Annotated in this window: 20 protein-coding genes and 1 tRNA gene; 6 read left to right on the top strand and 15 right to left on the bottom strand. The window is 41.0% G+C overall.

Annotated features, from left to right (window positions below; translation table 11 throughout):
• Positions 1-17 precede the first annotated feature (17 nt).
• The 5 genes from BMW38_RS17110 to BMW38_RS17090 all read left to right on the top strand — a co-directional run bounded on the left by BMW38_RS17110 (position 18) and on the right by BMW38_RS17090 (position 5,467).
• Positions 18-94 (top strand) — tRNA-Met (locus tag BMW38_RS17110).
• A 215-nt stretch (positions 95-309) separates the two neighbouring features.
• Positions 310-834, top strand: coding sequence for a ribosome maturation factor RimP (gene rimP, locus BMW38_RS17105; protein ID WP_092710299.1), 525 nt, complete (start codon positions 310-312; stop codon positions 832-834).
• 37 nt (positions 835-871) lie between these two features.
• Positions 872-2,356 carry a transcription termination factor NusA gene (gene nusA / locus BMW38_RS17100; protein WP_003654584.1) on the top strand — a complete coding sequence of 495 codons (1,485 nt, stop codon included), beginning with the start codon at positions 872-874 and terminating at the stop codon, positions 2,354-2,356.
• Positions 2,357-2,366: 10 nt separating this feature from the next.
• Positions 2,367-5,066 carry a translation initiation factor IF-2 gene (infB, locus tag BMW38_RS17095; RefSeq protein WP_092710293.1) on the top strand — a complete coding sequence of 900 codons (2,700 nt, stop codon included), beginning with the start codon at positions 2,367-2,369 and terminating at the stop codon, positions 5,064-5,066.
• Complete coding sequence (locus BMW38_RS17090) at positions 5,066-5,467, top strand: ribosome-binding factor A (RefSeq protein ID WP_003654587.1); 402 nt, start codon at positions 5,066-5,068, stop codon at positions 5,465-5,467. The genes infB and BMW38_RS17090 overlap by 1 nt, the downstream gene beginning before the upstream one ends.
• 60 nt (positions 5,468-5,527) lie before the next feature.
• On the opposite strand, the gene BMW38_RS17085 is transcribed toward BMW38_RS17090, so the two are convergent.
• The 9 genes from BMW38_RS17085 to hisIE all read right to left on the bottom strand — a co-directional run bounded on the left by BMW38_RS17085 (position 5,528) and on the right by hisIE (position 15,780).
• Positions 5,528-5,932 carry a Na+/H+ antiporter subunit G gene (locus BMW38_RS17085; protein WP_005037179.1) on the bottom strand — a complete coding sequence of 135 codons (405 nt, stop codon included), beginning with the start codon at positions 5,930-5,932 and terminating at the stop codon, positions 5,528-5,530.
• Positions 5,933-5,944: 12 nt separating this feature from the next.
• Positions 5,945-6,220 carry a monovalent cation/H+ antiporter subunit F gene (locus BMW38_RS17080; protein ID WP_005037177.1) on the bottom strand — a complete coding sequence of 92 codons (276 nt, stop codon included), beginning with the start codon at positions 6,218-6,220 and terminating at the stop codon, positions 5,945-5,947.
• Positions 6,217-6,744 (bottom strand): Na+/H+ antiporter subunit E, encoded by a 528-nt coding sequence (locus tag BMW38_RS17075; protein WP_092710288.1) that lies wholly within the window; start codon positions 6,742-6,744, stop codon positions 6,217-6,219. Before BMW38_RS17075 ends, BMW38_RS17080 begins: the two co-directional genes overlap by 4 nt.
• Before the next feature lie 2 nt (positions 6,745-6,746).
• The gene (locus BMW38_RS17070; protein WP_092710283.1) at positions 6,747-8,558 is read right to left on the bottom strand and encodes a monovalent cation/H+ antiporter subunit D; all 1,812 of its coding nucleotides are present in this window, start codon (positions 8,556-8,558) and stop codon (positions 6,747-6,749) included.
• Positions 8,558-8,926, bottom strand: a complete 369-nt coding sequence (locus tag BMW38_RS17065; RefSeq protein ID WP_005037171.1) for a Na+/H+ antiporter subunit C — start codon at positions 8,924-8,926, stop codon at positions 8,558-8,560. Before BMW38_RS17065 ends, BMW38_RS17070 begins: the two co-directional genes overlap by 1 nt.
• On the bottom strand, positions 8,923-11,772 hold the full coding sequence (locus BMW38_RS17060) for a monovalent cation/H+ antiporter subunit A (RefSeq protein WP_092710279.1): 2,850 nt from the start codon (positions 11,770-11,772) through the stop codon (positions 8,923-8,925). Before BMW38_RS17060 ends, BMW38_RS17065 begins: the two co-directional genes overlap by 4 nt.
• Positions 11,773-12,085: 313 nt before the next feature.
• Complete coding sequence (locus tag BMW38_RS17055) at positions 12,086-13,477, bottom strand: AAA family ATPase (RefSeq protein WP_092710273.1); 1,392 nt, start codon at positions 13,475-13,477, stop codon at positions 12,086-12,088.
• A 23-nt stretch (positions 13,478-13,500) separates the two neighbouring features.
• Positions 13,501-15,003 (bottom strand): UvrD-helicase domain-containing protein, encoded by a 1,503-nt coding sequence (locus BMW38_RS17050; RefSeq protein ID WP_092710270.1) that lies wholly within the window; start codon positions 15,001-15,003, stop codon positions 13,501-13,503.
• A 9-nt stretch (positions 15,004-15,012) separates the two neighbouring features.
• The gene (hisIE, locus tag BMW38_RS17045; RefSeq protein ID WP_080026211.1) at positions 15,013-15,780 is read right to left on the bottom strand and encodes a bifunctional phosphoribosyl-AMP cyclohydrolase/phosphoribosyl-ATP diphosphatase HisIE; all 768 of its coding nucleotides are present in this window, start codon (positions 15,778-15,780) and stop codon (positions 15,013-15,015) included.
• A 234-nt stretch (positions 15,781-16,014) separates the two neighbouring features.
• Here hisIE and BMW38_RS17040 point away from each other — a divergent pair, with 234 nt between their 5' ends.
• Positions 16,015-16,281 carry a hypothetical protein gene (locus BMW38_RS17040; RefSeq protein WP_092710268.1) on the top strand — a complete coding sequence of 89 codons (267 nt, stop codon included), beginning with the start codon at positions 16,015-16,017 and terminating at the stop codon, positions 16,279-16,281.
• A 1-nt stretch (position 16,282) separates the two neighbouring features.
• On the opposite strand, the gene BMW38_RS17035 is transcribed toward BMW38_RS17040, so the two are convergent.
• From BMW38_RS17035 to BMW38_RS17010, 6 genes are all read right to left on the bottom strand, one after another.
• The gene (locus tag BMW38_RS17035; RefSeq protein ID WP_092710265.1) at positions 16,283-16,669 is read right to left on the bottom strand and encodes a VOC family protein; all 387 of its coding nucleotides are present in this window, start codon (positions 16,667-16,669) and stop codon (positions 16,283-16,285) included.
• A 26-nt stretch (positions 16,670-16,695) separates the two neighbouring features.
• Complete coding sequence (locus BMW38_RS17030; protein ID WP_092710264.1) at positions 16,696-18,009, bottom strand: FAD-dependent oxidoreductase; 1,314 nt, start codon at positions 18,007-18,009, stop codon at positions 16,696-16,698.
• Between the two features lie 125 nt (positions 18,010-18,134).
• The gene (locus tag BMW38_RS17025; protein WP_092710261.1) at positions 18,135-19,754 is read right to left on the bottom strand and encodes an ABC1 kinase family protein; all 1,620 of its coding nucleotides are present in this window, start codon (positions 19,752-19,754) and stop codon (positions 18,135-18,137) included.
• Positions 19,755-19,766: 12 nt separating this feature from the next.
• Complete coding sequence (locus BMW38_RS17020; RefSeq protein WP_139193549.1) at positions 19,767-20,435, bottom strand: ubiquinone biosynthesis accessory factor UbiJ; 669 nt, start codon at positions 20,433-20,435, stop codon at positions 19,767-19,769.
• Positions 20,436-20,446: 11 nt separating this feature from the next.
• Positions 20,447-21,394 (bottom strand): bifunctional demethylmenaquinone methyltransferase/2-methoxy-6-polyprenyl-1,4-benzoquinol methylase UbiE, encoded by a 948-nt coding sequence (ubiE, locus tag BMW38_RS17015; protein WP_004640878.1) that lies wholly within the window; start codon positions 21,392-21,394, stop codon positions 20,447-20,449.
• A gap of 147 nt (positions 21,395-21,541) precedes the next feature.
• Positions 21,542-22,249: an FFLEELY motif protein gene (locus BMW38_RS17010; RefSeq protein WP_092710259.1), complete on the bottom strand. Its 708-nt coding sequence runs from the start codon at positions 22,247-22,249 to the stop codon at positions 21,542-21,544.
• Between the last annotated feature and the right edge of the window lie 207 nt (positions 22,250-22,456).

Here is a 22,456-nt window from a genome sequence, read left to right as displayed (position 1 = left end):
TAATTTTTGCACGTTGTTGCGGGATGGAGCAGTCTGGTAGCTCGTCGGGCTCATAACCCGAAGGTCGTTGGTTCAAATCCAGCTCCCGCTACCAAGTTTCTTAAAAGAGGCTCACAAACAAGTGGGCCTTTTTGCACAGTGGACTATTGTTTTCTGTGCAAGACAGGGGCGATTAACGCCCTTTTTTATTGGTTATCGTATCGCTATCGTGTAGTTTCGACATCAATTGGTCAAATAGTCATGCTTCACTATAGTAGGTCTGTGTCGGTTAAAACAACCGATTGAATCGCACGAGAATGACGAGAGTAAATGAAATTATCAAATAAATCCCAAGCATTGCATGACTTAATTGTTCCTGCAGTACAAGCATGTGGTGTCGACCTTTGGGGAATCGAATTTCTCCCACAAGGCAAACGTTCATTATTGCGTATTTATATCGACAAAGCGGTAAGTGAAGATGCTGAGCCTGTACTTGATGAAGATGGCGAAGTAGAACAAGGCCGTGGTATTGGTGTACAAGATTGTGTGCGTGTAACACAACAAGTCGGCGCAATGCTGGATGTTCATGATCCAATTTCAGGTGAGTATTCATTAGAAGTTTCTTCCCCGGGCTGGGATCGTCCATTTTTTCAACTAGAACAGTTACAAGGCTACATTGGACAACAAATTGCTTTGCGTTTGATTGCAGCAGTAGAAAACCGTCGTAAATTTCAAGCAAAACTTATCTCAGTAGACCTTGAAAATGAAGAAATTCAGGTTGAAGTTGATGGGCAGCACGTGCTTGAGATCGACAGCAACAATATCGATAAAGCAAACTTGATCTATCAAGATTAAATTTATTTAAATTTTATAAGAAATCGGTAGGTGACTTATGGGCCGCGAAATTCTTACCGTTGTTGAAACGGTTAGTAATGAAAAAGGTGTTAGTCGTGAAGCGATCTTCGAGGCTTTAGAACAAGCTCTAGTTGCCGCAACGAAGAAAAGATTTTACGAAGGTACGCATGCTGAAGAAGCTCAGCTTCGTGTAGAAATTGATCGTAAAACTGGTGATTACAGTACGTTCCGTCAATGGACTGTTGTGGCAGATGAAGATCATGAAATGCCAGCTTGCCAAGATGCGATTTCTGACCTTGACCCATCTAAATGGTCAATTGGTGATGTACGTGAACTCGAAGTAGAATCTATTGAGTTTGGTCGTATCGCTGCACAAATTGCAAAACAAGTTATTGTACAAAAAATTCGTGAAGCTGAACGTGCTTTAGTTGCTGATGCATACGAGTCTAAAGTTGGTGAGTTGATTTACGGTGAAGTGAAAAAACAAACCAAAGATGGCTTTATTATCGATTTAGGCGACAACGCAGAAGCTTATCTTGCGCGCGAAGAAATGATTCCTAAAGAAATTCTTCGCCCAAAACAACGTATGAACGCTATTTTATACAATGTGAACCGTGAAGGTCGTGGCGCTCAGTTGTTGTTATCACGCGCTAAGCCTGAAATGTTAATTGCTTTAATGAAAAAAGAAATTCCTGAGATTTCTGAAGAAATTATTGAAATTAAAGCAGCGGCACGTCAACCAGGCGTTCGTGCTAAAATTGCAGTGAAAACAAATGACCATCGTATTGACCCTGTCGGTGCATGTATTGGTATGCGTGGTACGCGTATTCAAGCAGTACAACAAGAGTTAAACGGTGAACGTATTGATGTAGTGGTCTGGTCTGATGATCCAGCTCAGTACATTGCAAGTGCATTAGAACCAGCTGATGTTTCAGGCATCGTGCTTGATGAAGATGCAAGAAGTGCCGATATTATTTTTGCAACCAGCGATCAATTGGCTCGTGCGATTGGCTCACAAGGCCAGAACGTTCGCTTAGCTTCTGATTTAACTGGCTACAAACTCGACATGATGCTTGAAGAAGAGTATCGTGCTCGTCAGCAAAATGAAGCTCAGCAATATCTTGACATGTTTGTATCACGTCTCGATATTGAAGAAGATTTAGCAATGGCATTGGTGGAAATGGGCTTTACCTCTTTAGAAGAGATTGCTTATGTTCCAGCTGAAACTTTTGACGAAATTGAGCTTGATGCTGAATTGGTTGAGTTATTGCAAAGTCGTGCAAAAGAAGCAGCACTTACTGATGCTTTGAAACAGCAAGAAAATATTCAAGAACCGAGCGCAGACCTTCTAACTATGGAAGGCATGACTTCTGAGATCGCTTACTCGCTTGCCGCGCGCGGTATTATTACTGTCGACGATTTGGCAGATCAGGCTACTGATGATATCTCTGATATTGAAGGTCTTGATCATGAAAAAGCAGGTCAATTGATCATGAAAGCTCGCGAATCATGGTTTAACTAGGAGATGAAATATGACGGACAAGTCGATTAAAGAGTTAGCTCTCAGTGTAGAACGTCCTGTTGAGAAGCTCCTAGAACAGGCTCGTGAAGCAGGTTTGCCTCAACGTACAGCAGACGATATTATTACCACTGAACAACAGGATACTTTAGTCAATCATTTGAAAAAAGTGCATGGTCAGGAAAGTGGTAACACAGGAAAAATTGCGTTGAAACGTAAAACAACCAGTACCGCTAAAGTTGCAAGTACTTCAGGTAAAGCAAAAACAATTAACGTAGAAGTACGTAAAAAACAGGTTTTTGCTAAACCAAACCCTGAACAAATTGCAGCTGAAGCTAAAGCACGTGCAGAAGCTGAAGCTAAAACACGTGTAGAACAGCAAACGCGTGACACTGCACAGCAAAACGCGCGTCTTCAAACAGAGCAAAAAGCAAAAGCAACTTTAGATGCTATGCGTGTTGCTCATCAACAAGATAACGCTGCACAGACAGCTCCTAAAGCTGCTGTAGTCGTGAAAAGACGTGGTGGTGGTACAGTAAAACCTGCACCAAAACCAGCAGAAACATTAGAGCAAAAGAAAGCGCGTGAAGCACAAACAGCTCAGTTAAAAGCGACTGAAGAAGCTGCGCGTCGTAAAGCGGCTGAAGAAGCTCAGCAACGTACACTTGAACAAATGCGCAAAATGGCGTCTAAGTATTCAAATGACGAAGCTACTACGACAATTCGTGTGATTGATGATTCTCCACTTGCTTCAGGTCTGGTTGGCCAAGCTTATGAAGATTCATTTAAGCAAGAAGACCGTGAAATTAAACGCGGTGGCGCAACCACTAACCCTCGTGCGGGTAAAAAAGGTGGTCGTCGTGGTCAAGAAGAGCAAAGCTTTGTTAACCATAACAAACGTGGTTTAAAATCAAGTCAGGCAAATAAGCATGGATTTGAAAAGCCAGTTAAAAAGCAAGTTTATGATGTAGAAATCGGTTCAAGCATTGTTGTTGCCGATCTTGCTCAAAAAATGGCGATTAAAGTACGTGAAGTTATCAAATCACTTATGAAAATGGGTGAGTTGGTTAATCAAGAACAAGCTATTGATCAAGATATAGCAGCACTTGTTGTTGAAGAAATGGGCCATAACCCTGTTTTAGTTTCTGATACACAAGCGGAAGATAACTTGCTTGAAGCGGCTGAAGAAGCACGTGGTGAGCAAACAACTCGTCCGCCAGTTGTTACCATTATGGGTCACGTTGACCATGGTAAAACATCATTGCTTGACCGTATCCGTCGTTCGAAAGTGGCGGCAGGCGAAGCAGGTGGTATTACCCAGCATATTGGTGCATATCACGTTGAAACAGACAAAGGAATCATTACATTCCTTGATACACCAGGACATGCTGCGTTTACTTCAATGCGTGCACGTGGTGCTAAAGCAACGGATATCGTTGTATTGGTTGTTGCAGCAGATGACGGTGTAATGCCACAAACTGCAGAAGCAATTGACCATGCGCGTGCAGCAGGTACTCCAATTATTGTTGCAATCAACAAAATGGATAAAGAATCTGCTGATGTAGACCGTGTGTTAAATGAATTAACAACGAAACAAATCGTTCCAGAAGAATGGGGTGGTGATGTTCCGATTGCTAAGGTTTCTGCACACAGTGGACAAGGTATTGATGAACTCCTTGATTTAATTCTTATTCAGTCAGAATTGATGGAATTAAAAGCATCTGCTGAAGGTGCTGCGCAAGGTGTTGTTATTGAAGCGCGTGTTGATAAAGGCCGTGGTGCAGTAACTTCTATTCTTGTTCAAAACGGTACATTAAACATTGGTGACCTTGTTCTTGCAGGTTCATCATATGGTCGTGTCCGTGCAATGTCTGATGAAAATGGTAAGCCTATTAAATCAGCAGGACCATCTATTCCAGTAGAAATTCTGGGTCTTCCAGATGCTCCAATGGCAGGTGATGAAGTTCTTGTCGTAAATGACGAGAAGAAAGCACGTGAAGTTGCTGATGCTCGTGCTGATCGTGAACGTCAAAAACGTATTGATCGTCAAAGCGCAATGCGTCTTGAAAATATCATGTCGTCAATGGGCAAAAAAGATGTTCCTACAGTGAACGTTGTTTTAAGAACTGACGTACGTGGTACTTTAGAAGCATTGAATGCAGCTTTACATGAATTATCTACTGATGAAGTAAAAGTTCGTGTAATTAGTTCGGGTGTTGGTGCGATTACTGAGTCTGATGTGATTCTTGCTGAATCTTCAGAAGCTGTATTGTTGGGCTTTAACGTTCGTGCCGATACGACTGCTCGTCAGAGAAGTGACCAAGACGGTATCGATATTCGTTACTACAGCATCATCTATGAATTGATTGATGATGTGAAAGATGCCATGAGTGGTAAACTTGCTCCTGAACATCGTGAAACTATCTTGGGTGTTGCTGAAGTACGTGAAGTATTCCACTCAAGTAAGTTTGGTGCAGCAGCAGGCTGTATGGTACTTGAAGGTGTATTGCATCGTAATAAGCCGATTCGCGTATTACGTGATGACGTGGTTGTGTTCCAAGGTGAGCTTGAATCTCTTCGTCGCTATAAAGAAGTGGTTGAAGAAGTTCGTGCCGGTATGGAATGTGGTCTTGCGGTGAAAGGTTATAAAGACATCAAAGTGAAAGATAAGATCGAAGTCTATGATGTTCAATTGATTAAACGGAGTCTTTAATGGCGGGTAGCCAACGCTTAAAGCGCATGGCGGATTCAGTGCAACGTGAGTTGTCTGAGCTGATCCGTCAGGAGCTTAAAGATCCTCGCTTAGGTGGTCTAGTGACCATCTCTGCGGTGAAAGTCAGTGCAGACATGGGTTATGCTGAAGTTTATGTCACTGTAATGGGACGTGAGCTTGGTGATGAGCAAAGTGAAGCAGCAAATAAAGAAACTTTAGACGTATTAAATAAAGCTTCTGGTTTCTTGCGTCATGAATTGAGCCGTCGTATCAAGACACGTATTACGCCAAGATTGCGTTTCCATTATGACAAGACTAATGCGTATGGTAACTATATGTTTGGTCTGATCGAGAAAGCGGTAAATGATTTACCGAAACGCGAGTCAGATGACGAACAGTAATATAAATTAAAAATAAAAAAGCCACCTTTGGGTGGCTTTTTTATTGGTTGGTTTTTTCGCCTATTCTTTAGGAGGGTCCATAGGAGGTTTATTTTGCGAGAAACGCTGTCCAATTTTATAACGATCCCAAGGCAAAGGGCGTTCAATTGCTTCAGGAACTTCTCCACTAAGCGAGCGCAAACGTAAATGTAGCGCAGCTTGAGCAATTAAATTTGCTGAAACCGGTGCGGTAATAAAAGCTAAAAGTGTGATCAGTAGCTCGGCAAAACCAAAGCGACCTTGAAAAGCAAAAAAGATCATGGAAGCAATCAAGAAGCTGCCTAATCCTAACGTACTTGATTTTGTGGGTGCATGTAAGCGCATGAATAAGTCAGGTAAGCGGACCATACCAATTGAGCCGACTAACATAAAGAAAGCGCCAAAAACCAGAAAGACCGAAACAATAATTTCCATTACAAACTGCATTTTGATCTCTCCTTAATCGACAACATGACCGGTTGTGAAGTAACGAGCTAAAGCTGCTGTAGACACAAAGCCTAGCATAGCAACCAGTAGCGCTCCTTCAAATAAAGAGGTGGTCATCCAGTAAATGCCTAGCACAACAATGAGGCAAGTTGCATTTAAGAAAAGAGTATCGAGTGCTAAAAGTCGATCTACAATTGATGGACCGATAACCATTCGGAAAAGACAAAGTAGCATAGAGATTGTAATGGCAATTAAGCTAATACCTAGAGCATAGGGTAGGATTGTCATACACTTGCCTCCGTTTCGCTTTTTACATCAAAAATTTCCATAAGTGGAATTTCATAGCGTTGTTTGATGTCTTGAATGTCAGATTCGGTATCATCAGTGCTCAAGGCGTGAACCAAAATATCTCCACGTTCCTGATCAATACCCGCAGAGACAGTGCCTGGTGTCGTCGTAATGATCATTGCCAGTAATGTATTGACCTGCTCATGTTCCGTTTCTAGTGGTACACGATACCATTTAGGATGTAAATTTTTGGTAGGTCCTAAAACGAGCTTTGCTACTCGAAAGTTAGAAATCACAATATCCCAAAGAACTACAAAGCATAATTTAACAGCAGGTTTCCAGTGAATATGCGGTGTGCGAGTAATGAACGGTTTGACTAAACGAGGAATGATCAAGCCTAAAAGCATAGCCGTCAAAAGATCACTGGCATCAAGACTATGTGACAGCATCAGCCAAAATAAAATGATAAGAACGGAAACAAATGGATGTGGAAACCAGCGTTCAAGCAAATGAGATAACTGCATTGTTATGGCTCCATAGGTTTCAATTGACTTTCATCAACAATGGTAGGCGTTTGTAATTTGTCCTGTTGCTGAATTTGTCGATGTTTATATTCTGAAATATGCTCACCATTGAAGGTATCTTTCGTAATAATATCAGGAATGAGGTAAGCATTATGATCTTCAACTTCACCACCATATTTAGTTTCTGGTAGGTAAGCGGGATCAAATGGCTGCACGCTGATAAATTCACCATTTTGATCTACTTTAAGAATCGTGCGTTGGTAAAGCGCATGGTCTTGGATCTGCTGGGCAGTACTTAATGTGTAATGCTGAATAGGTGCAGCAAATACGACATAAGCCATTAAGCCTGCAAGTAACACATAGATGACTTTATCATTACGTGGTGGTGCTCGTTCTGGTAAGGCTTGATAAAGAATATAAGCGGGATGGATTGGATCTTGTTCAGGAGGTGTTGCTCGCCAGAACAAGATAAAACCAACACGTGTGAGAGCAATAATACTTAATAGGCTTACAACAAGCACAACACCAATAATCCAGCCTTGGTAGCTGGTTTCAACTGTCGCTTGCAAAATAAATACTTTTCCAAGGAAACCACTAAAAGGTGGTAAACCCGCGAGCATCATGGCAATCAAGAAATAAGTCAGCATAGCCGCTTTTTCTTGTTTGATTCTTGGGGCAACTTTTAAATGATCTTTAAAATCTCCACGTTGTGAGGTTATCCATCCACAAAATAGATAAAAAGCTGCTCCAATCAGTGTACTGTGCACTAAGTAATATAATGCGCCAGACCATGCTTGTGTATTCGACATGGCAATTGCCGTGAGCAAGGTGCCAATTGAAGAAAGCACCATAAACCCGACAAAGCGACGTAATCGATCTGCTCCAATTGCTCCAATCACACCATAGAGTGATGTAATTAAACCAATAGGAAGTAACCAGCTTTTTAAGATTTCTTGGCTAAGCGCATCGTCAAATACAGTTCCATTCACACGCAAAATCGAATATATACCGACCTTGGTCATAATGGTGAAAATTGCAGCTACAGGCGTACTTGCAATAGCATAAGTTTTTGGTAGCCAAAAACCTACAGGAAGCATGGCTGCTTTAATGCCAAACACTACAAATAAAAGTAAGGCACCTGCTACGGCTAATTTATGTTGATCTGCTTCGAGTGTGGGGATAAGACGTGAAACATCCACCATGTTGAGGCTACCCACACTACCATAAATCATACCAAGGCCAATTAAGAATAGGGCAGAGGCTAATAGATTGATAATGACGTAGTGAACACCCAGCTGAAAGCGTGGCTTGCCTTGTCCATGTAAAAGCAGAACATACGAAGCCATCAACAAAATTTCAAAAAAGACGAAAAGGTTAAATAAATCGCCTGTTAAAAATGCTCCGCAGATACCCATTAACAAGAAATGAACCATGGCATGAAAATAGCGACCACGGGTATCCCAATTGTCGCTTGCATACCATAAAACCGGTACTGCTAATGCATAGGTCAGTACCAGCATAAAAGCAGAAAGACGATCTAATACGAGTACAATGCCAAACGGTGCTGACCATTCACTCAGTTGGTAAATGGTAATCTGGCCAGTGCTGGCAAAGCTCAGATAAACAATTGCGGTAATTAAGCCAGCAATGGCTGAAACAAGACTAATGCCACGACGCCATGGCTGTCGCCAATCATTGTTTAAAGCACCAGCTCCCGGGTTGCCGAGCAGTAATAATATAAAAGCAGTAAATGCCGGGATGAGAATGCTAAAAATAGGCGCATGTTCTTGCCAGAAAGATAAAAAATCAAACATTACGGCTCATCCTCGCGTGGGTCGTATGTTGGAGAGATGTCTTCTTTAGCATCAACATGATCACTACCTGACTCATAACGGCTACGCAGCGCCAGTTGTACAATAAAAGCGGTGGTTGCAAAACCGATCACAATGGCTGTTAACACCAGCGCTTGAGGAAGTGGATCGGTTATTTTTGTTGTTTCGGTTAAAATTGCTTGTGAGCTGATTTGTAATCGGCCCATAGCAAATAAAAATAGGTTTACAGCATAGCCAATTACAGCTAATCCAAGTACGACAGGGAAAGTACGAGCACGTAAAATCAGATAAATACCTGTGGCAACAAGTAAACCAATAGCAGAAGCCAATAAGAATTCTAAACTGATCATGATGATTCCTCCCGATGTGGTACTACAGGACCAGACATACTTGAGTGGCGAGAGTCTCCCAATACAGAGATGAGCAACATCGTTGCACCAACAACGGTGATATAAACGCCTAAGTCAAAACTTGCAGCTGAAGCCAAATGTAGTTTTCCTAAAATTGGTAATTCAACATACACGTGCGCGCTGGTGAGGAATGGGCGTAACCAGAACCATGCTGCTACACCAGTAAGCCCAGCAATTGTTAAACCTGAACCAATCCAGACTTCGTAAAGACGCCCTGATTTTGCTTTGAGTAATTGTTCAGTTTGGTCTTGACCTAGTGCAATATATTGGATGATTAACGCCATTGAGGTGATTAGACCTGCAATGAAGCCACCGCCCGGATAGTTATGGCCGCGCATAAAGATATAAACACTCACGACAAGCGCTAATGGCAATACCCAAGAGGCTGTAATACGGAACATGAGCGGAGATGGATTAAAACGGTAGGTGAGGCCTTGGGTCATGGTTGTACCATGTACACGCATGCCATCCATGAGGCAAAGTGAACCAATAGCCGCAATTCCTAGTACCGTAATTTCACCAAAGGTATCAAAACCACGGAAGTCAACTAAAATGACATTTACAATATTTGAACCACCACCGAGTGGTAAAGATTGTTGGGCAAAGAACCATGAAATCGAATTATGATCACGGGTTAAAATCAGCCACGTAATCCAGCCTATCCCTAAGCCTCCAACAATGGCTAAAGCGGCATCTCTTAAACGTCTTGAGCGCAGAGATTCATAAGGCGTTAGCTGTGGAAGTAAAGATAAACTCATCAATAAAAGAACAGTGGTTACAACGTCCACGGTAATTTGAGTCAATGCCAAATCTGGAGCTGACATGGTGACAAACACCATCGTTACAACCAGACCAATTGCACCACTAATGAGGACTGCCTTAATACGCTCATGGTGGAACCAGAGCATCATCCAGCAACCCGAGAATAAGGTTAGCCAGAGAACGATGGCAATCCATGGAGCATGAGTGAGTTCACGTGTGCCTGTAGTAAGCCCTTGATTGAGTAGCGGCATGGTGACCATGATGATGCTAAAAGCAATGATCAAGAACAAGTAACTTTGCAATGAGCCATTTTCAGTTTTTTGTTTGATTTTTCGGCTGGTGAGCAACAGATGTTTTAAAAATAAATCAAATAAAATACGGCCTTGTAACCTGCCAAGACGTGGGTCAAGGTCAATTTTACGAATCATGCCATCTTTTGCCAAAGCAAAATAGAAGAGTGAACCGCCCACTAAAGCAATAATACTCATAATGAGAGGAGCATTGAATCCGTGCCAGATTGCAAGATGAGTTCCTGCAAATTCTGGTTGCATCAAGCTTGCTCTCGTTACGCTATTTACCAGTGGTTCTACCAATAAAGAAGGTAAAATTCCAACCAAGATACATAGCACAGCAAGAAGAATGGCGGGCGAACGCATGCCGATCGGGGGTTCATGTGCATTTTTATTTGGAACTTGTTTACCAATTGGGCCATCAAAAAACACGCCATGCACTAAGCGAATTGAATAACTTACTGCAAAGATACCAGCCAGAGTTGCAATAATGCTGGCAAAGATAACCGTTGAACCTGAAAGATTCGCCAATAGCTCGGTAAAGAACATCTCTTTAGAAATAAAGCCATTGGTGAGTGGTACCCCTGCCATAGAAGCAGCGGTGATCATGGTTAGTGTGGCTGTAAAAGGAAGTAATTGCCAAATACCACTGAGTTTTCGAAGATCACGTGTACCAGTTTCATGGTCAATAATCCCTGCAAGCATAAACAGGGCTGCTTTAAATGTCGCATGGTTAATAATATGAAAAATGGCAGCAGCAACTGCTAAAGGCGAACCTATTCCAAGTAGACAGACAATAAGACCTAAATGACTAATTGTTGAATAGGCGAGCAAACCTTTTAAGTCTTCTTTGAAAATGGCAAAACATGCGGCCATACAAAGTGTAAATAGGCCGACAAACGTCACGATATTGTGATAGATCGCAGCGCCTACAAAAATTGGCAATAAGCGGGCAAGTAGAAAGATCCCAGCTTTTACCATGGTTGCAGAGTGTAGGTAGGCAGACACCGGAGTCGGCGCAGCCATTGCGTTGGGTAACCAAAAATGAAATGGAAACTGAGCACTCTTCGTAAATGCACCAAGCAAAATAAGCAATAACATTGGAATAAATAGGGAATGAGCTTGAATGGCATCTTTCATGCCCATGATGTCATTAATTTCATAGGTTCCAGTGATTTGTCCTAATAGAACAAATCCACCCAACAACGCCAAACCGCCCATCCCTGTAATGGTGAGTGCCATTCGAGAGCCGCGTTGAGCAGCTTCATAATGACTCCAGTAACCCACTAATAAAAAAGATGAAATACTGGTGAGCTCCCAAAAGACTAATAAAATAATAAGATTATTAGAGAGCGAAATACCCAGCATTGCTGCCATAAACAGCATGAGTAAAGCATATAGCTTGCTTAAAGAATTTTTAGGGCCAAGATAGTAGTAGGCGTATATATAAATGAGTGTACCGATACCGGTAATAAGTAGAGAAAATAGTAAACCAAGAGCATCGAGTCTGAAGCTTAGATTAATTCCTAATTGAGGTAACCAATCCCAGCTCTGTTGAATGCTTGCACCACCAAGCACAGTTTTTGCTTGAGCCAGTAATAAACCAAAACTGGTTAAACTGACTCCGATTGCCCCTAAAGCCGTTACTCCACGCGAGAACCGTTGAAGCAATGAAACAAGGGTGGTGCCTAATAACGGTAATAAGATAATTATCGGTAGCACACTCGTATCCATATGTGATTTAGGCCGAGACCTAAAAGTGAAATTTTAATTTCAGAACAGATAGGAATTCAAAGAGATTTCCAAGGCTTGTATTCTGAAAGCCCAACCAAATTAGAAAATAAAGCGAGAAACAAGTTGTATTGCGCAACTTGAAGAATAAAAACGCAAAATGAAATTTATTGTACACTAAAAAAGCAGTAAAAATCTGATGTTATTACATGTAGTAACAACATCTAGTGATTTTAGAGCCTAAAAATCCTGCTTAAACTCTATATTGTGTGAGGCCGAATTTCATTATAAAAATAGAGTAAATGGGTCATAAAATTTAAACAGAAGGGCTTTCTTCTGGTGTGTCTCCAGCATGAATCATGCGGAGCAATTCATTTTTTTGTTGCTCATTTAGATTTTGGATTTGCTGAAATAAAACACCAATTTGTGCTGGAGATGGTGTTGGATCAATTAAGCTAAGAGGTTGTGCCTCTATAGACTGCGTTAATGGTTCGCTTCTTTGTAGCAATGTATAGATGTTTTCAAGCTGTTGCTTGGTTGTATTTAAATCAAGATGGCTAACTTTACCATTTTCTAATTTTAAACATTGATAGTTGGAAGCATGTTCAAGTAATTCCTCACGACTTCCTGTTGCAATAATTTGTAAGCGTGGGAATGCCTGATGAAGCCGATTCAAGATTTCTGTGCAATGTGTGGAGTCGAGCTGTGCATCAATCTGATCAATCAATAAAACCCCGTCACCTTCGAGGCAAGGATTTAAACTTAAGGGATTAAGTAAACAGAGTCTACGGGCTACATCGCCTACCAACGCAATCCAAGTTTTTATGGTGTTGGAAAGCTGCTGAAACGGTAGGGTTTGACCTTCATAGTCAACCATGAGCTGGAGCCGAGGTTGATATTGCAAATATAGGTCTTTAAGTTCAGGCAAAACAATATTTAATGCATTTTTCAGTGCATAGAGATTCGGGGAGGTGAGCTGTTTAGGCTGCCCTGATAACTCTTTTTGAAGCTCATTTAATAGTTCTGTCTGGTCTTGCTGATCTGATTGTTTAGAAATAATACGTTGTACGAGATGTGCAGCTTGAGCATTTTCTATATCGCTAATTTCACGTAGCCATTCAAAAAAACGGGTAAATGTTGTAAATGGCAGTGGGCTAATGTCATAGGCTGAAATCGATTGGGTAATGCCGGGTAAATTTTTATTCAGCAGATTAATATCATTTACAAATCGCTCGGCTGGGTAGTAAGCGACTAAGGGCAGTCCTTGTAGTGGATCTTTTTTTGTAACTTGCTGATAAAGGGCCATAGTTTGATCAAGTTGCTGCGTTTCAACTTGGCTTATTCCAATGCCACTTGAATTTAGAGTTTTAAAAAGTTTCCAGCTACATAATGAAGAATCCACCTGTTGGGCAGAGGTACTTTCAGGTAAATGGCCAATTTCTGCTGGAACTTGAATGGTCACTTCGATTCTTGATTGTAGACGCGACTGAGTAATGTCTTGATCAGGCATGACAATACCAGGGCTACGTAAATCTTTAAGACGGGCAGGGAACCAAGTTAAAGCATGGTAAGTATGTTTGAGTAACATACTTTTACCAGTTGCTTGTTCACCTAAAATTAAGGTAATAGGCTGTTTTTCATATTGAAACTGTATTTTAAGATCGTGAAATAGAGCAATATGTTTAAATTGGATCGATTCAAGTTTCATAGGCTCACCTAAGTATGAGCGCTTCAACCAACCGATTGACGAAGACTTAAAGGCGCCCTTAGTTTTAATTGTTGTATCAGATCATAAAGATGATGGATATTTAGACTTACTTTAGCACGAGTACAGGCAACGTAAAGTAATCTTAACTCTTCATCTGTAATCTTGTGTTCTAAGCCATTAATTTTAAATTGATAGTCATCTTCAATATGAACACGGTTCCATTCTAACCCTTTAGCTTTGTGGGCTGTAGAGATGACATAATCAGCTTGCTCAATGGGTGTAATCTTTGCAAGTGCTTTCTTTAATGGGTCAGTCCCGTGATCATCAACCAATTTAACCAAAGGTTTAATGTCACTACCTTCATTGGTTTCACAGTATTCATGAACATCATGCCATGAATTGAACCATGCTAACTCAGGAACATCGGTGACACGTTTGCCTTGTTTCAAAAGGCTTGCAGCATCTACAAAACGGTTTAGTTTTTGATGGTCTGCTTGCAAACTCACCTTATCGCCATGAACTAAACCTGCCAACAAGAGTTCCATTGCACGGGCATTAGTGCGGCATAAAATTGCGTCACGCATTTTAGTGTGAGGTTTATTGACTACACTTGATTTCTGGTTCGGATTGCCAAGTAGAGGAACAGTCTCATTTAAGCCGCCCAGCAACGCATTGGCAACGTCAGCAATCGTTTCACCAAAACGAAAAGACGTGGTTAGACGAGATTCAGGTAATGGTAATTGCTGCATAGCATTAATTGCGCCACGCCATGCATAAATTTGCTGATGAGCATCGCCCACATAAATGACCTGCGTATTTTTTTGTCGAAGCAAAATACCCAGCATTAAAGGGTCGGCATCTTGTGCTTCATCAAATAACACATAATCACTAGGAATGTTCGGTTCAGATAATGCCCAAAGTTTAAGATAAATATCATGGCCAATTCCGGCTTGATGATTCGGGTCAATCGACTCTAGCCAACGACGTTCCACAGCAGGATAAAGATGCTTTTGTAATTCAGTAACATCATCTGGATGTAACCAATTCGGTGCTTGAATGTGGCGAGGTGCAGGGTATTGAGAACTCGTTGAACAGAAGTAACCCACCGCATTTGCGACAAGACTCGCTAGTCGGCTTGGCATCAAGACATATTTCTCGTAACGCCCACCCATCATGCGTCGTAAAGTAATCGGCTCTAGTCGATATTCTTTAGCAATAAAACTTGGACTTAAGCGCGGTAGACGTAATTTGTCAGTTACGCCACGGGGCACACTACGAAAGGCGAGCGAGTGAAAAGTACGGCAGTCCACATTACGATGAAATTTGTTTTGGGCTTCGCCAGCAATTGCTTTGTTAAATGCCAAATACATACCGCGCCGCTCAGGCATGGCATCGCTAATCATTTGCAAAGTAGTGGTTTTACCTGTACCCGCATAGGCAATCACTTTAAATGATTGCCCAAGACGTGCGTTGTCTATGGCAATCGCTTGCTCATAGGTAGCTTTAGGTTTTTCAATATTCGACACTGAGTGATTTTATACCTTGTTGCGGTTAGCTTTTTCAACTAAACCAGATAAACCCTGACGACGAGCTAATTCGTCAATAATAAGTTGTGGATTAAGATCGAAATAACCCAACATGACAATAGTATGGAACCACAAATCCGCTGTTTCATAAACGAGATCGTTTAAGTGAGCTTCTGAATCTTGAACTGCAAAATCTTTAGCAGCAATAATGGTTTCTACACTTTCTTCGCCGACTTTTTCTAAAATTTTATTGATGCCTTTTTTATAGAGGCTGGCAACATAAGAAGTATCTGCTTCAGCTTGCTTACGCTCTTGCATCAATTGACCTAAATGAGCAAGTACATCAACCTGTTCAGTGGTGTGGGCGTGATCATGAGCTTCTGTTTTAGCATTTTCACCGTAAATTGCAGTAGGGTCTTTTAACTGTGCATCGACAATTTCCCAGCCCTGTGGGGTAAGTTTACGGTAGAAACAAGACTCACGACCTGTATGGCATGCAATACCGCCGTGCTGTTCAATTTGTAACACAATGACATCGGCATCGCAGTCCAGACGAATTTCATAAACTGTTTGGAAATGGCCTGATTCTTCACCCTTGTGCCAGAGTTTTTGGCGAGAGCGAGAGAAGTAAACGGCCTGATTTTTTTCCGCTGTTAGCGCGAGTGCTTCACGGTTCATCCACGCCACCATCAAAATGCGTCCGGTTTGATGATGTTGAGCAATGGCAGGGATAAGACCATTGGAATCAAATTTAACTTCATCTAACCAGTTTGACATGAGTGGAAATCCATTGAGTGGAAAGCAGCTAGTGTAGCGCTTGTGGTTAGGGTTGGCTATGCTTGTTGTATAAAAAATCAGTTATATGATTTTTCCATAAGATGGGCGTTATTAAATAATATTTTTTTATAGAATAAGACTTTTTAAATCGCTTTTTCAGCTAAAAATTAATCTCTATAATAAAATAGATTGAAAAATTACCTGAGTTCATTACATAAATTAGGAAAATAAATTTTGGATAAAATAGAAAATTTTCCTTGTCGAGTATGTGGGCTTATACAATGTGAAGAACCATGGGGTGAAAGTGGGGAAAATCCAAACTTTGAGATTTGTGATTGTTGTGGTGTTGAATTTGGATATGAGGATTATACTAAAGAATCTGTAAAAGCGTACCGCAAGAAATGGTTGGAGACAGGTGCTAATTGGTGGGAATTAAAAAAGAAACCTAAGAATTGGGATATTGAAAAACAATTACAAAATATCCCTGTAAATTTTAAATAACTTATAAGTTTAAGTTATTCGAAATCTCAATCAAATTTTGATCTGGGTCGCGAATATAAACTGAAAGAATAGGGTGCATTGCACCGGTACGTTCGACGGGGCCTTCTTCAATTTGAATATTTAACTGATTAAGGTGTGTAACCACTTCTGAAATAGGAGTATCTGAAATAAAACACAGATCGGCAGATCCAGAAGTTGCATGCAATGCCTTGGGTTCAAATTCATTGCCTAGTTGATGCAAATTAATTTTTTGATTCCCAAACTTTAAAGCTTTTCTGTCACCTTTAAACGTAATGACCTCAAACCCCAATACTGTTTGATAGAAATTACAGGTGTTTTCAATATCTGCAACGGTTAAAACGAGATGATCAAGGTGGCTGATTTTCATATATAACTCGCTATTCTTCTATGAGGTTAATAGTCGGGAAGAGATTCACTTTTTGAATTAAGTACATTTTCTTTTTCGCAATATTGAGCAATTTTCTGATAATCAAGTTGTTGAAATGGACCTGTTTTTAAGCCAGAAACTGTGATTGCCATTTCTTTTCGAAAATAAGGGATCTGATACATCCAAGGGAAAATGAGATCTCTTAAACCTCCCGCCCACCAATGGTCAGATTGATAAAGTGGTGTTAATAAGCGACTGAGGAATTGATAAAACTGGGTGGAAGAGCGGCGATGTTGATGATAGTGCTGCCAGAGGAGTGACCAGTTAATATTTTGGTTCTTTTGGGCAAGTTGCAATGATTGAGAAAAAGCCCAAGCATCCAGTAAAGCCATATTTGCGCCTTGTCCCAGTTGAGGGCTCATAGCATGAGCAGCATCACCAATAACACCAATTCGGCCTTGCCCAAATTGAGTCATCACCACATCACGGTATTGGGCAGATAGCCATTTAGGTTGAATTTGATTGTTGTACAAAATCTGTTTTAACCATTCTGCTACATCAGGCCAGCGCTCTGAAACTTGGTTTAACCAAGTCTGTTTTGACTGCTCATCTTTCAAAAATGTAGGTAATTGTGCAGTAGGTAGGCTCCAAAATACACTCGCAAGTCGTTGCTCGGGTGCAGAAGGGATTGCCCCTGTAGGTAAAATCCCCATCATGATTTTGGAGCGATCATAAAATTGATGCAAAATTTGGGGATTCAGTGCTAAACATTCAGGCACGATACTCCAAGCAGCACCCCATGGATAAGCTTGATCGACTTTTACCCATGCTTTTGGTCGCAATTGACTACGAGCGCCATTGGCAATTAAGACCGCATCAAAGCAATCATCAAACTTTTGGTTGTGATTAAAGCCAAAGACCCGAATTTCATTAGGGTGTTCTTCAAGTCTTTCAATTGTGTGGCTCATACGCCAAGTAATGTGACTTGAATATTGAGAAAGTTTTTGAGTAAGAACGTGACATAAAGTAGAACGGTGAATACCTAAACCATAAAGATTTGTTGAAGCTTCATGATAGTGACTATTTACTAAAAGGCGTTTATCAGGAAGTTGCCCTTCTAAACCTGTGACTTTTGCACCTAGTGTTAAGGCTTCATCAAGTACACCAAGATGCTCAAATACGGCTAACCCAGCAGGCTGTAGTAAAAGACCTGCACCTACCGGAGATAATTCATCAACTTGTTCAAAAATAGTCACATTATTGCCTTCGCGGGCGAGCAAAATCGCAGTTGCTAAACCCGCTGTACCAGCACCGATAATGGCAAAATGAGGTGTTTTCATTGTTTATTCTTTTGAAGTATTTATAGGTTCAATTTAACAATGAACTTATCACTGATCTAGAAAAAATTTTTAAAATTAAATTATTGTCATAGAAAAATCCCTTGCGATTGCAAGGGATTTAGAATTTATTTCAATATACGCCAAAGTGCTAATAAGCTACTCAGCACAATCAAAATAACCGAAACAAACCACGGACTAATAATAGCGATGGTTAGTAAAATCAGCATAGTACTGCCGAATATCCAACTGCGGCGTTGTTGATGTTCCATTTGCAAACGAAGTTGCTGCATTTCGCGTAACTGACGGTCTTGCCAAGCAGACTGATTTTTTAAACCATTTAAACTATCAACAATTAAGCTTGGGAAATCTTGAGCACCTAAAAGCAGGTCAGGTAGTTGCTGTCCTAACTCTTTTATATTTTTGACTGGGTTCATGTTGGCTTTGACCCATTCAGTCAAAATGGGTTTTGCCAATTTCCAGATGTCGAGCTGCGGATAAAGATCGGTACCTAGACCTTCGACATGCACTAAAGTCTTTAGCAATAGCATGAGTTGTGGTGGAATCTCTAAATGGAAGCGACGAGCAATATCCATCACTTGAATCAAGATGCCAGCAAAATCCAGTTGATCCATTGGTTTAGACACCATTGGACCAACAGTACGACGCATTTCACGCGATAGCGCATCTTGGTCTGTACCCGGTGGAATCCAGCCAGCTTGGTGCACAATTTGAATGAGCTGCATAAAGTTGCTGTTCATTACAGCAAGCAACATGCGGGCAATCGTCATCTGGTCATGCTTGGATAACTCACCCATAATTGCACAGTCGAGTGCAATAAAGCGTGGATTACTTGGGTTAATTGTTTCTACAAAGACATTGCCGGGGTGCATATCGGCATGGAAAAAGTTATCGCGAAATACTTGCGTGAAGAAAATGGTTAATCCTTTTTCTGCCAGTTGTGCGCGGTCCATGCCTAGACGGTCGAAAGTCGCCGTATCTGAAATAGGTACACCTGTAATCCGCTCTGCCACCATGACATCTTTGGTGTCCATGTAGACTTCAGGCACATACATCATGGTTGAGCCAGTAAAATAATGGCGCATACGACGGGTGTTATCTGCCTCAATACTCAAGTCCAGTTCATTTAAAATGATCTGACGGTAGTCTTGAATAATTTCAGAGAGATGTAAGGCACGAGCAGCTTCAAGGCGGCTTTCTAGTGTGTTGCCTAACCACGCCAAAATTTCAAAGTCTTGCAAAATTTGGTTGCGAATGTCAGGGCGAGTCACCTTAATAACGACTTCACGACCATCGTGCAAAGCAGCAGTATGAACTTGTGCAATTGAAGCAGCAGCTAATGGCTGGTCATCAAAGCGAGCAAACAAGGTATTTACGTCAGCTTTTAAAGAATCTTGAATACGTTGTTTGGCAACATTGCTATCAAAAGGTTTTACCTGATCTTGAAGTAAGACCAATTGAGCAAGTATTTCAGGTGGAATCAAATCACGTCGGGTTGACAGTAATTGCCCAAGCTTAATTGCAAGCGGCCCCATCTCTTCCAAAGCTTCTTTGAGCTTTAAAGGATTTTTACGTTCACGACTAGACCATGCGGCTGGGTGCATTTTAATAACACTTAATGCACGTTGAGCTTTAACTGGTAATTCATCCGCAGGGAACAACGTATCGAGTCTATAGTGCGCTGCAATACGCCAAAGTTCGAGTAAACGTGAAACGTGCGGAATCATATACAGTCTTACCTAGTCTTGAGAGGGTTGTAGTTGTGCGTTGAGTTGCTGCAATCTTGCTTCTAGACGGTCAATGTCTTGATTAAGCTTGCGCGTTGCTTGAGTTAAATCATCCATTTCCCAGCGAGGGGCAAATAGACCGCTATCTTCTTTTAATGCATCTTCAGCAAAAAATAGATGACTTTGAAGAGAGCGTTTTAAATGTTTTGGTGCAAGTTGAATCTTACCAATTTCGTGGGCAAGTTGAGGACCAACCCATCTTGATAACTGTGCAGCTAAATCTGGTTCAGCTTGTTGCATGATTTTTTGAATATCCTGTAATAGGTGATAATCACCTTGTAATGGGATATTGCCAATCTGATCTGGATCGCTGACCAATAGTTTGATCAGCTCAATGACATCTTTAACATGCAAAGTTGCTGTAGCTTCAGAAATTTTGAATTGCTCATCAAAAGGGCGTTGTTCAAAAATAGAAGGTTTTTCACTGTGTCCTGTTGCGGTAGGTTCAAGACGTACTTTTTCTTGGTCAAAGAATACATCGACAGAAAGCTGCGGGCTATCAATCACAACACGCAACATTTTGCCCTGTAACTGATTAAGCTGAATGCGTGTAACCGCATCCAGATCGATCAGATGATGAATGATACGTTCGACTGCACCGAGTGCCAGAATCGACCACATATCGTTAACCCTTACAGTTTGAAGCCACGGTGAACGGCAACGATACCAGCAGTAAGGTTGTGATAGTCACAGTTCTGGAAGCCAGCATTTTCCATCATACCTTTTAAGGTGCGTTGGTCTGGATGCATACGAATTGATTCAGCCAAATACTTATAACTTTCTGAATCATTGGCAACTAATTTACCCATAATTGGTAAAGCAGTGAATGAGTAGAGGTCATAAAGTTTCGAGAATGGCTCAAATACAGGCTTAGAAAATTCAAGAATAAGCAAACGACCGCCTGGCTTTAACACACGGAACATAGAAGCAAGTGCTGCATCTTTATCAGTCACGTTACGTAAGCCAAAACTAATGGTGAGTAGATCAAAGCTGTTATCTGCAAAAGGCTCTAAAGTTTCTGCATTGGCAAGTACGAAGTCGACATTGGTACAGCCTGCATCAATCAAACGGTCACGGCCTACGTTAAGCATTGACTCATTGATATCTGAAAGAACGACATGGCCTTGTGGACCAACTTCGCGGCTGAATACTTTTGCTAAGTCGCCTGTACCACCAGCAATGTCCAACACATGTTGACCACGGCGTACACCTGACATGTTAATTGCAAAGCGTTTCCAGAGGCGGTGAATACCAAATGACATCAAGTCATTCATCAAGTCATATTTGCTTGCAACCGAATGGAAAACTTCTGCAACTTTTTGAGCTTTATCTTCAGTTTTAACAGTCGAGAAACCAAAGTGTGTGGTTTCTCCCACGTTGCCAGTATTGCCAGCACCACGTGGTAAATTGTATTTCGGTACAGAACCGTTAACCGGTGTATCAGTTAAGGTTTGTTGTAAAGTTTGTTGTTGCCCTTGAGGGGTACCTTGCGGTAAAGGTGAGCTTAGGAATGGGCTAACTTTGTCTGAACTTTGTGCCTGCTCAGTTGGAGATGTTGGCTTTTGGTTTTCGTTAGACATATTGTCTCTCCTAGACTCAAACTCAAGTGAAACGGAATAAGTTCTGCATGATGACAGATTTTGTCTATTTTTACAGGCATCATCATGCAAATATAATGAATAAAATCTCAACTTCGTAAGGTTGATTTTTTCTCTGTGCCGACCTTATCACACTCTAAACGGATTCGGATGCCCTGAATGTACATTTTCAATAATCTGGCGTTCTTTTTCCGTAAAAGTCTTGATAAAGGTCTCGGCTGATTTTAATGGTTTCATCGCAGTAAAACCATCTTGGATAAAATCATACATCAATTCAAAGTGATATTTTTGGGCAATACCTTTACACATTTTAAAGGCCGTAAACATCATAAATGAGCGCATATATTTATCTAGTGCTGTACCTAAATCATCAAGAAGAGCAAGTTGTTGATAACGCGCTTCTGCCTGATCAAGTTTGGTTAGGGTTAAGCGCATGATTTCATCGGTTAATACCGTGTCAGCCGGATAATCCTCAAGAAGCTGTATCGCCACTTGTTCATCAAGCTGAGTGGCAAGCACAGCCAAACTTACCGATTTAGTTCCAGTTTTAATCGCATTCTCAGGCAATACTTTTTCGGCTTTATGTGCATATTTCAAGAGGCGTTCAATTTGCGCTGCAAGGGCATCAAACTCTGGACCACCATATAAACGATTTAAAAAATACTGTGCCATGAGTTTATGTTCAGGCAGATTAAAAAAGTCGTGATGTGTATCTTTCATCCGCTCTTTTAGCCATGTTTGTACATCTTGCAAACGTTGGGCAAGCACCGGATTGTCGTGATAATTAAATGTTTTATATTGTTGTAAAAGTTCATCAAAAGCAGCGAGTTTAGACATGTAAGACTCTAATATTGGGCTATTTACAAAAAATCATAAGAGGCATTGTAACCTTGTACTATGGCGAGAAGATGTAAAAAAAATGATTCATGCGTCAATTTTTATGGGAGATTTCGTCGCAATGACATAATTTGTATAGCAATTCATCATTTAACCGCCTAAGTTAAATATCAGCGAAATTAAACAATAAATGATTAGAGTCGTGGA

This window comes from Acinetobacter sp. yr461 (assembly GCF_900110445.1).
GTDB classification, from domain to species: Bacteria; Pseudomonadota; Gammaproteobacteria; order Pseudomonadales; family Moraxellaceae; genus Acinetobacter; species Acinetobacter calcoaceticus.
This window is presented reverse-complemented; position numbering and strand designations above follow the sequence as displayed.

Bases quoted from the DNA above. Each gene is read 5' to 3' on its own strand.
- BMW38_RS17025 (WP_092710261.1), bottom strand. From the start codon at position 19,754: ATGATTCCGCACGTTTCACGTTTACTCGAACTTTGGCGTATTGCAGCG.
- BMW38_RS17075 (WP_092710288.1), bottom strand. From the start codon at position 6,744: ATGCAGTTATCTCATTTGCTTGAACGCTGGTTTCCACATCCATTTGTT.
- BMW38_RS17065 (WP_005037171.1), bottom strand. From the start codon at position 8,926: ATGATCAGTTTAGAATTCTTATTGGCTTCTGCTATTGGTTTACTTGTT.
- BMW38_RS17070 (WP_092710283.1), bottom strand. From the start codon at position 8,558: ATGTTTGATTTTTTATCTTTCTGGCAAGAACATGCGCCTATTTTTAGC.
- BMW38_RS17035 (WP_092710265.1), bottom strand. From the start codon at position 16,669: ATGAAAATCAGCCACCTTGATCATCTCGTTTTAACCGTTGCAGATATT.
- rimP (WP_092710299.1), top strand. From the start codon at position 310: ATGAAATTATCAAATAAATCCCAAGCATTGCATGACTTAATTGTTCCT.
- infB (WP_092710293.1), top strand. From the start codon at position 2,367: ATGACGGACAAGTCGATTAAAGAGTTAGCTCTCAGTGTAGAACGTCCT.
- BMW38_RS17010 (WP_092710259.1), bottom strand. From the start codon at position 22,249: ATGTCTAAACTCGCTGCTTTTGATGAACTTTTACAACAATATAAAACA.
- BMW38_RS17020 (WP_139193549.1), bottom strand. From the start codon at position 20,435: ATGTGGTCGATTCTGGCACTCGGTGCAGTCGAACGTATCATTCATCAT.
- BMW38_RS17055 (WP_092710273.1), bottom strand. From the start codon at position 13,477: ATGAAACTTGAATCGATCCAATTTAAACATATTGCTCTATTTCACGAT.
- hisIE (WP_080026211.1), bottom strand. From the start codon at position 15,780: ATGTCAAACTGGTTAGATGAAGTTAAATTTGATTCCAATGGTCTTATC.
- ubiE (WP_004640878.1), bottom strand. From the start codon at position 21,394: ATGTCTAACGAAAACCAAAAGCCAACATCTCCAACTGAGCAGGCACAA.
- BMW38_RS17085 (WP_005037179.1), bottom strand. From the start codon at position 5,932: ATGCAGTTTGTAATGGAAATTATTGTTTCGGTCTTTCTGGTTTTTGGC.
- nusA (WP_003654584.1), top strand. From the start codon at position 872: ATGGGCCGCGAAATTCTTACCGTTGTTGAAACGGTTAGTAATGAAAAA.
- BMW38_RS17090 (WP_003654587.1), top strand. From the start codon at position 5,066: ATGGCGGGTAGCCAACGCTTAAAGCGCATGGCGGATTCAGTGCAACGT.
- BMW38_RS17080 (WP_005037177.1), bottom strand. From the start codon at position 6,220: ATGACAATCCTACCCTATGCTCTAGGTATTAGCTTAATTGCCATTACA.
- BMW38_RS17030 (WP_092710264.1), bottom strand. From the start codon at position 18,009: ATGAAAACACCTCATTTTGCCATTATCGGTGCTGGTACAGCGGGTTTA.
- BMW38_RS17060 (WP_092710279.1), bottom strand. From the start codon at position 11,772: ATGGATACGAGTGTGCTACCGATAATTATCTTATTACCGTTATTAGGC.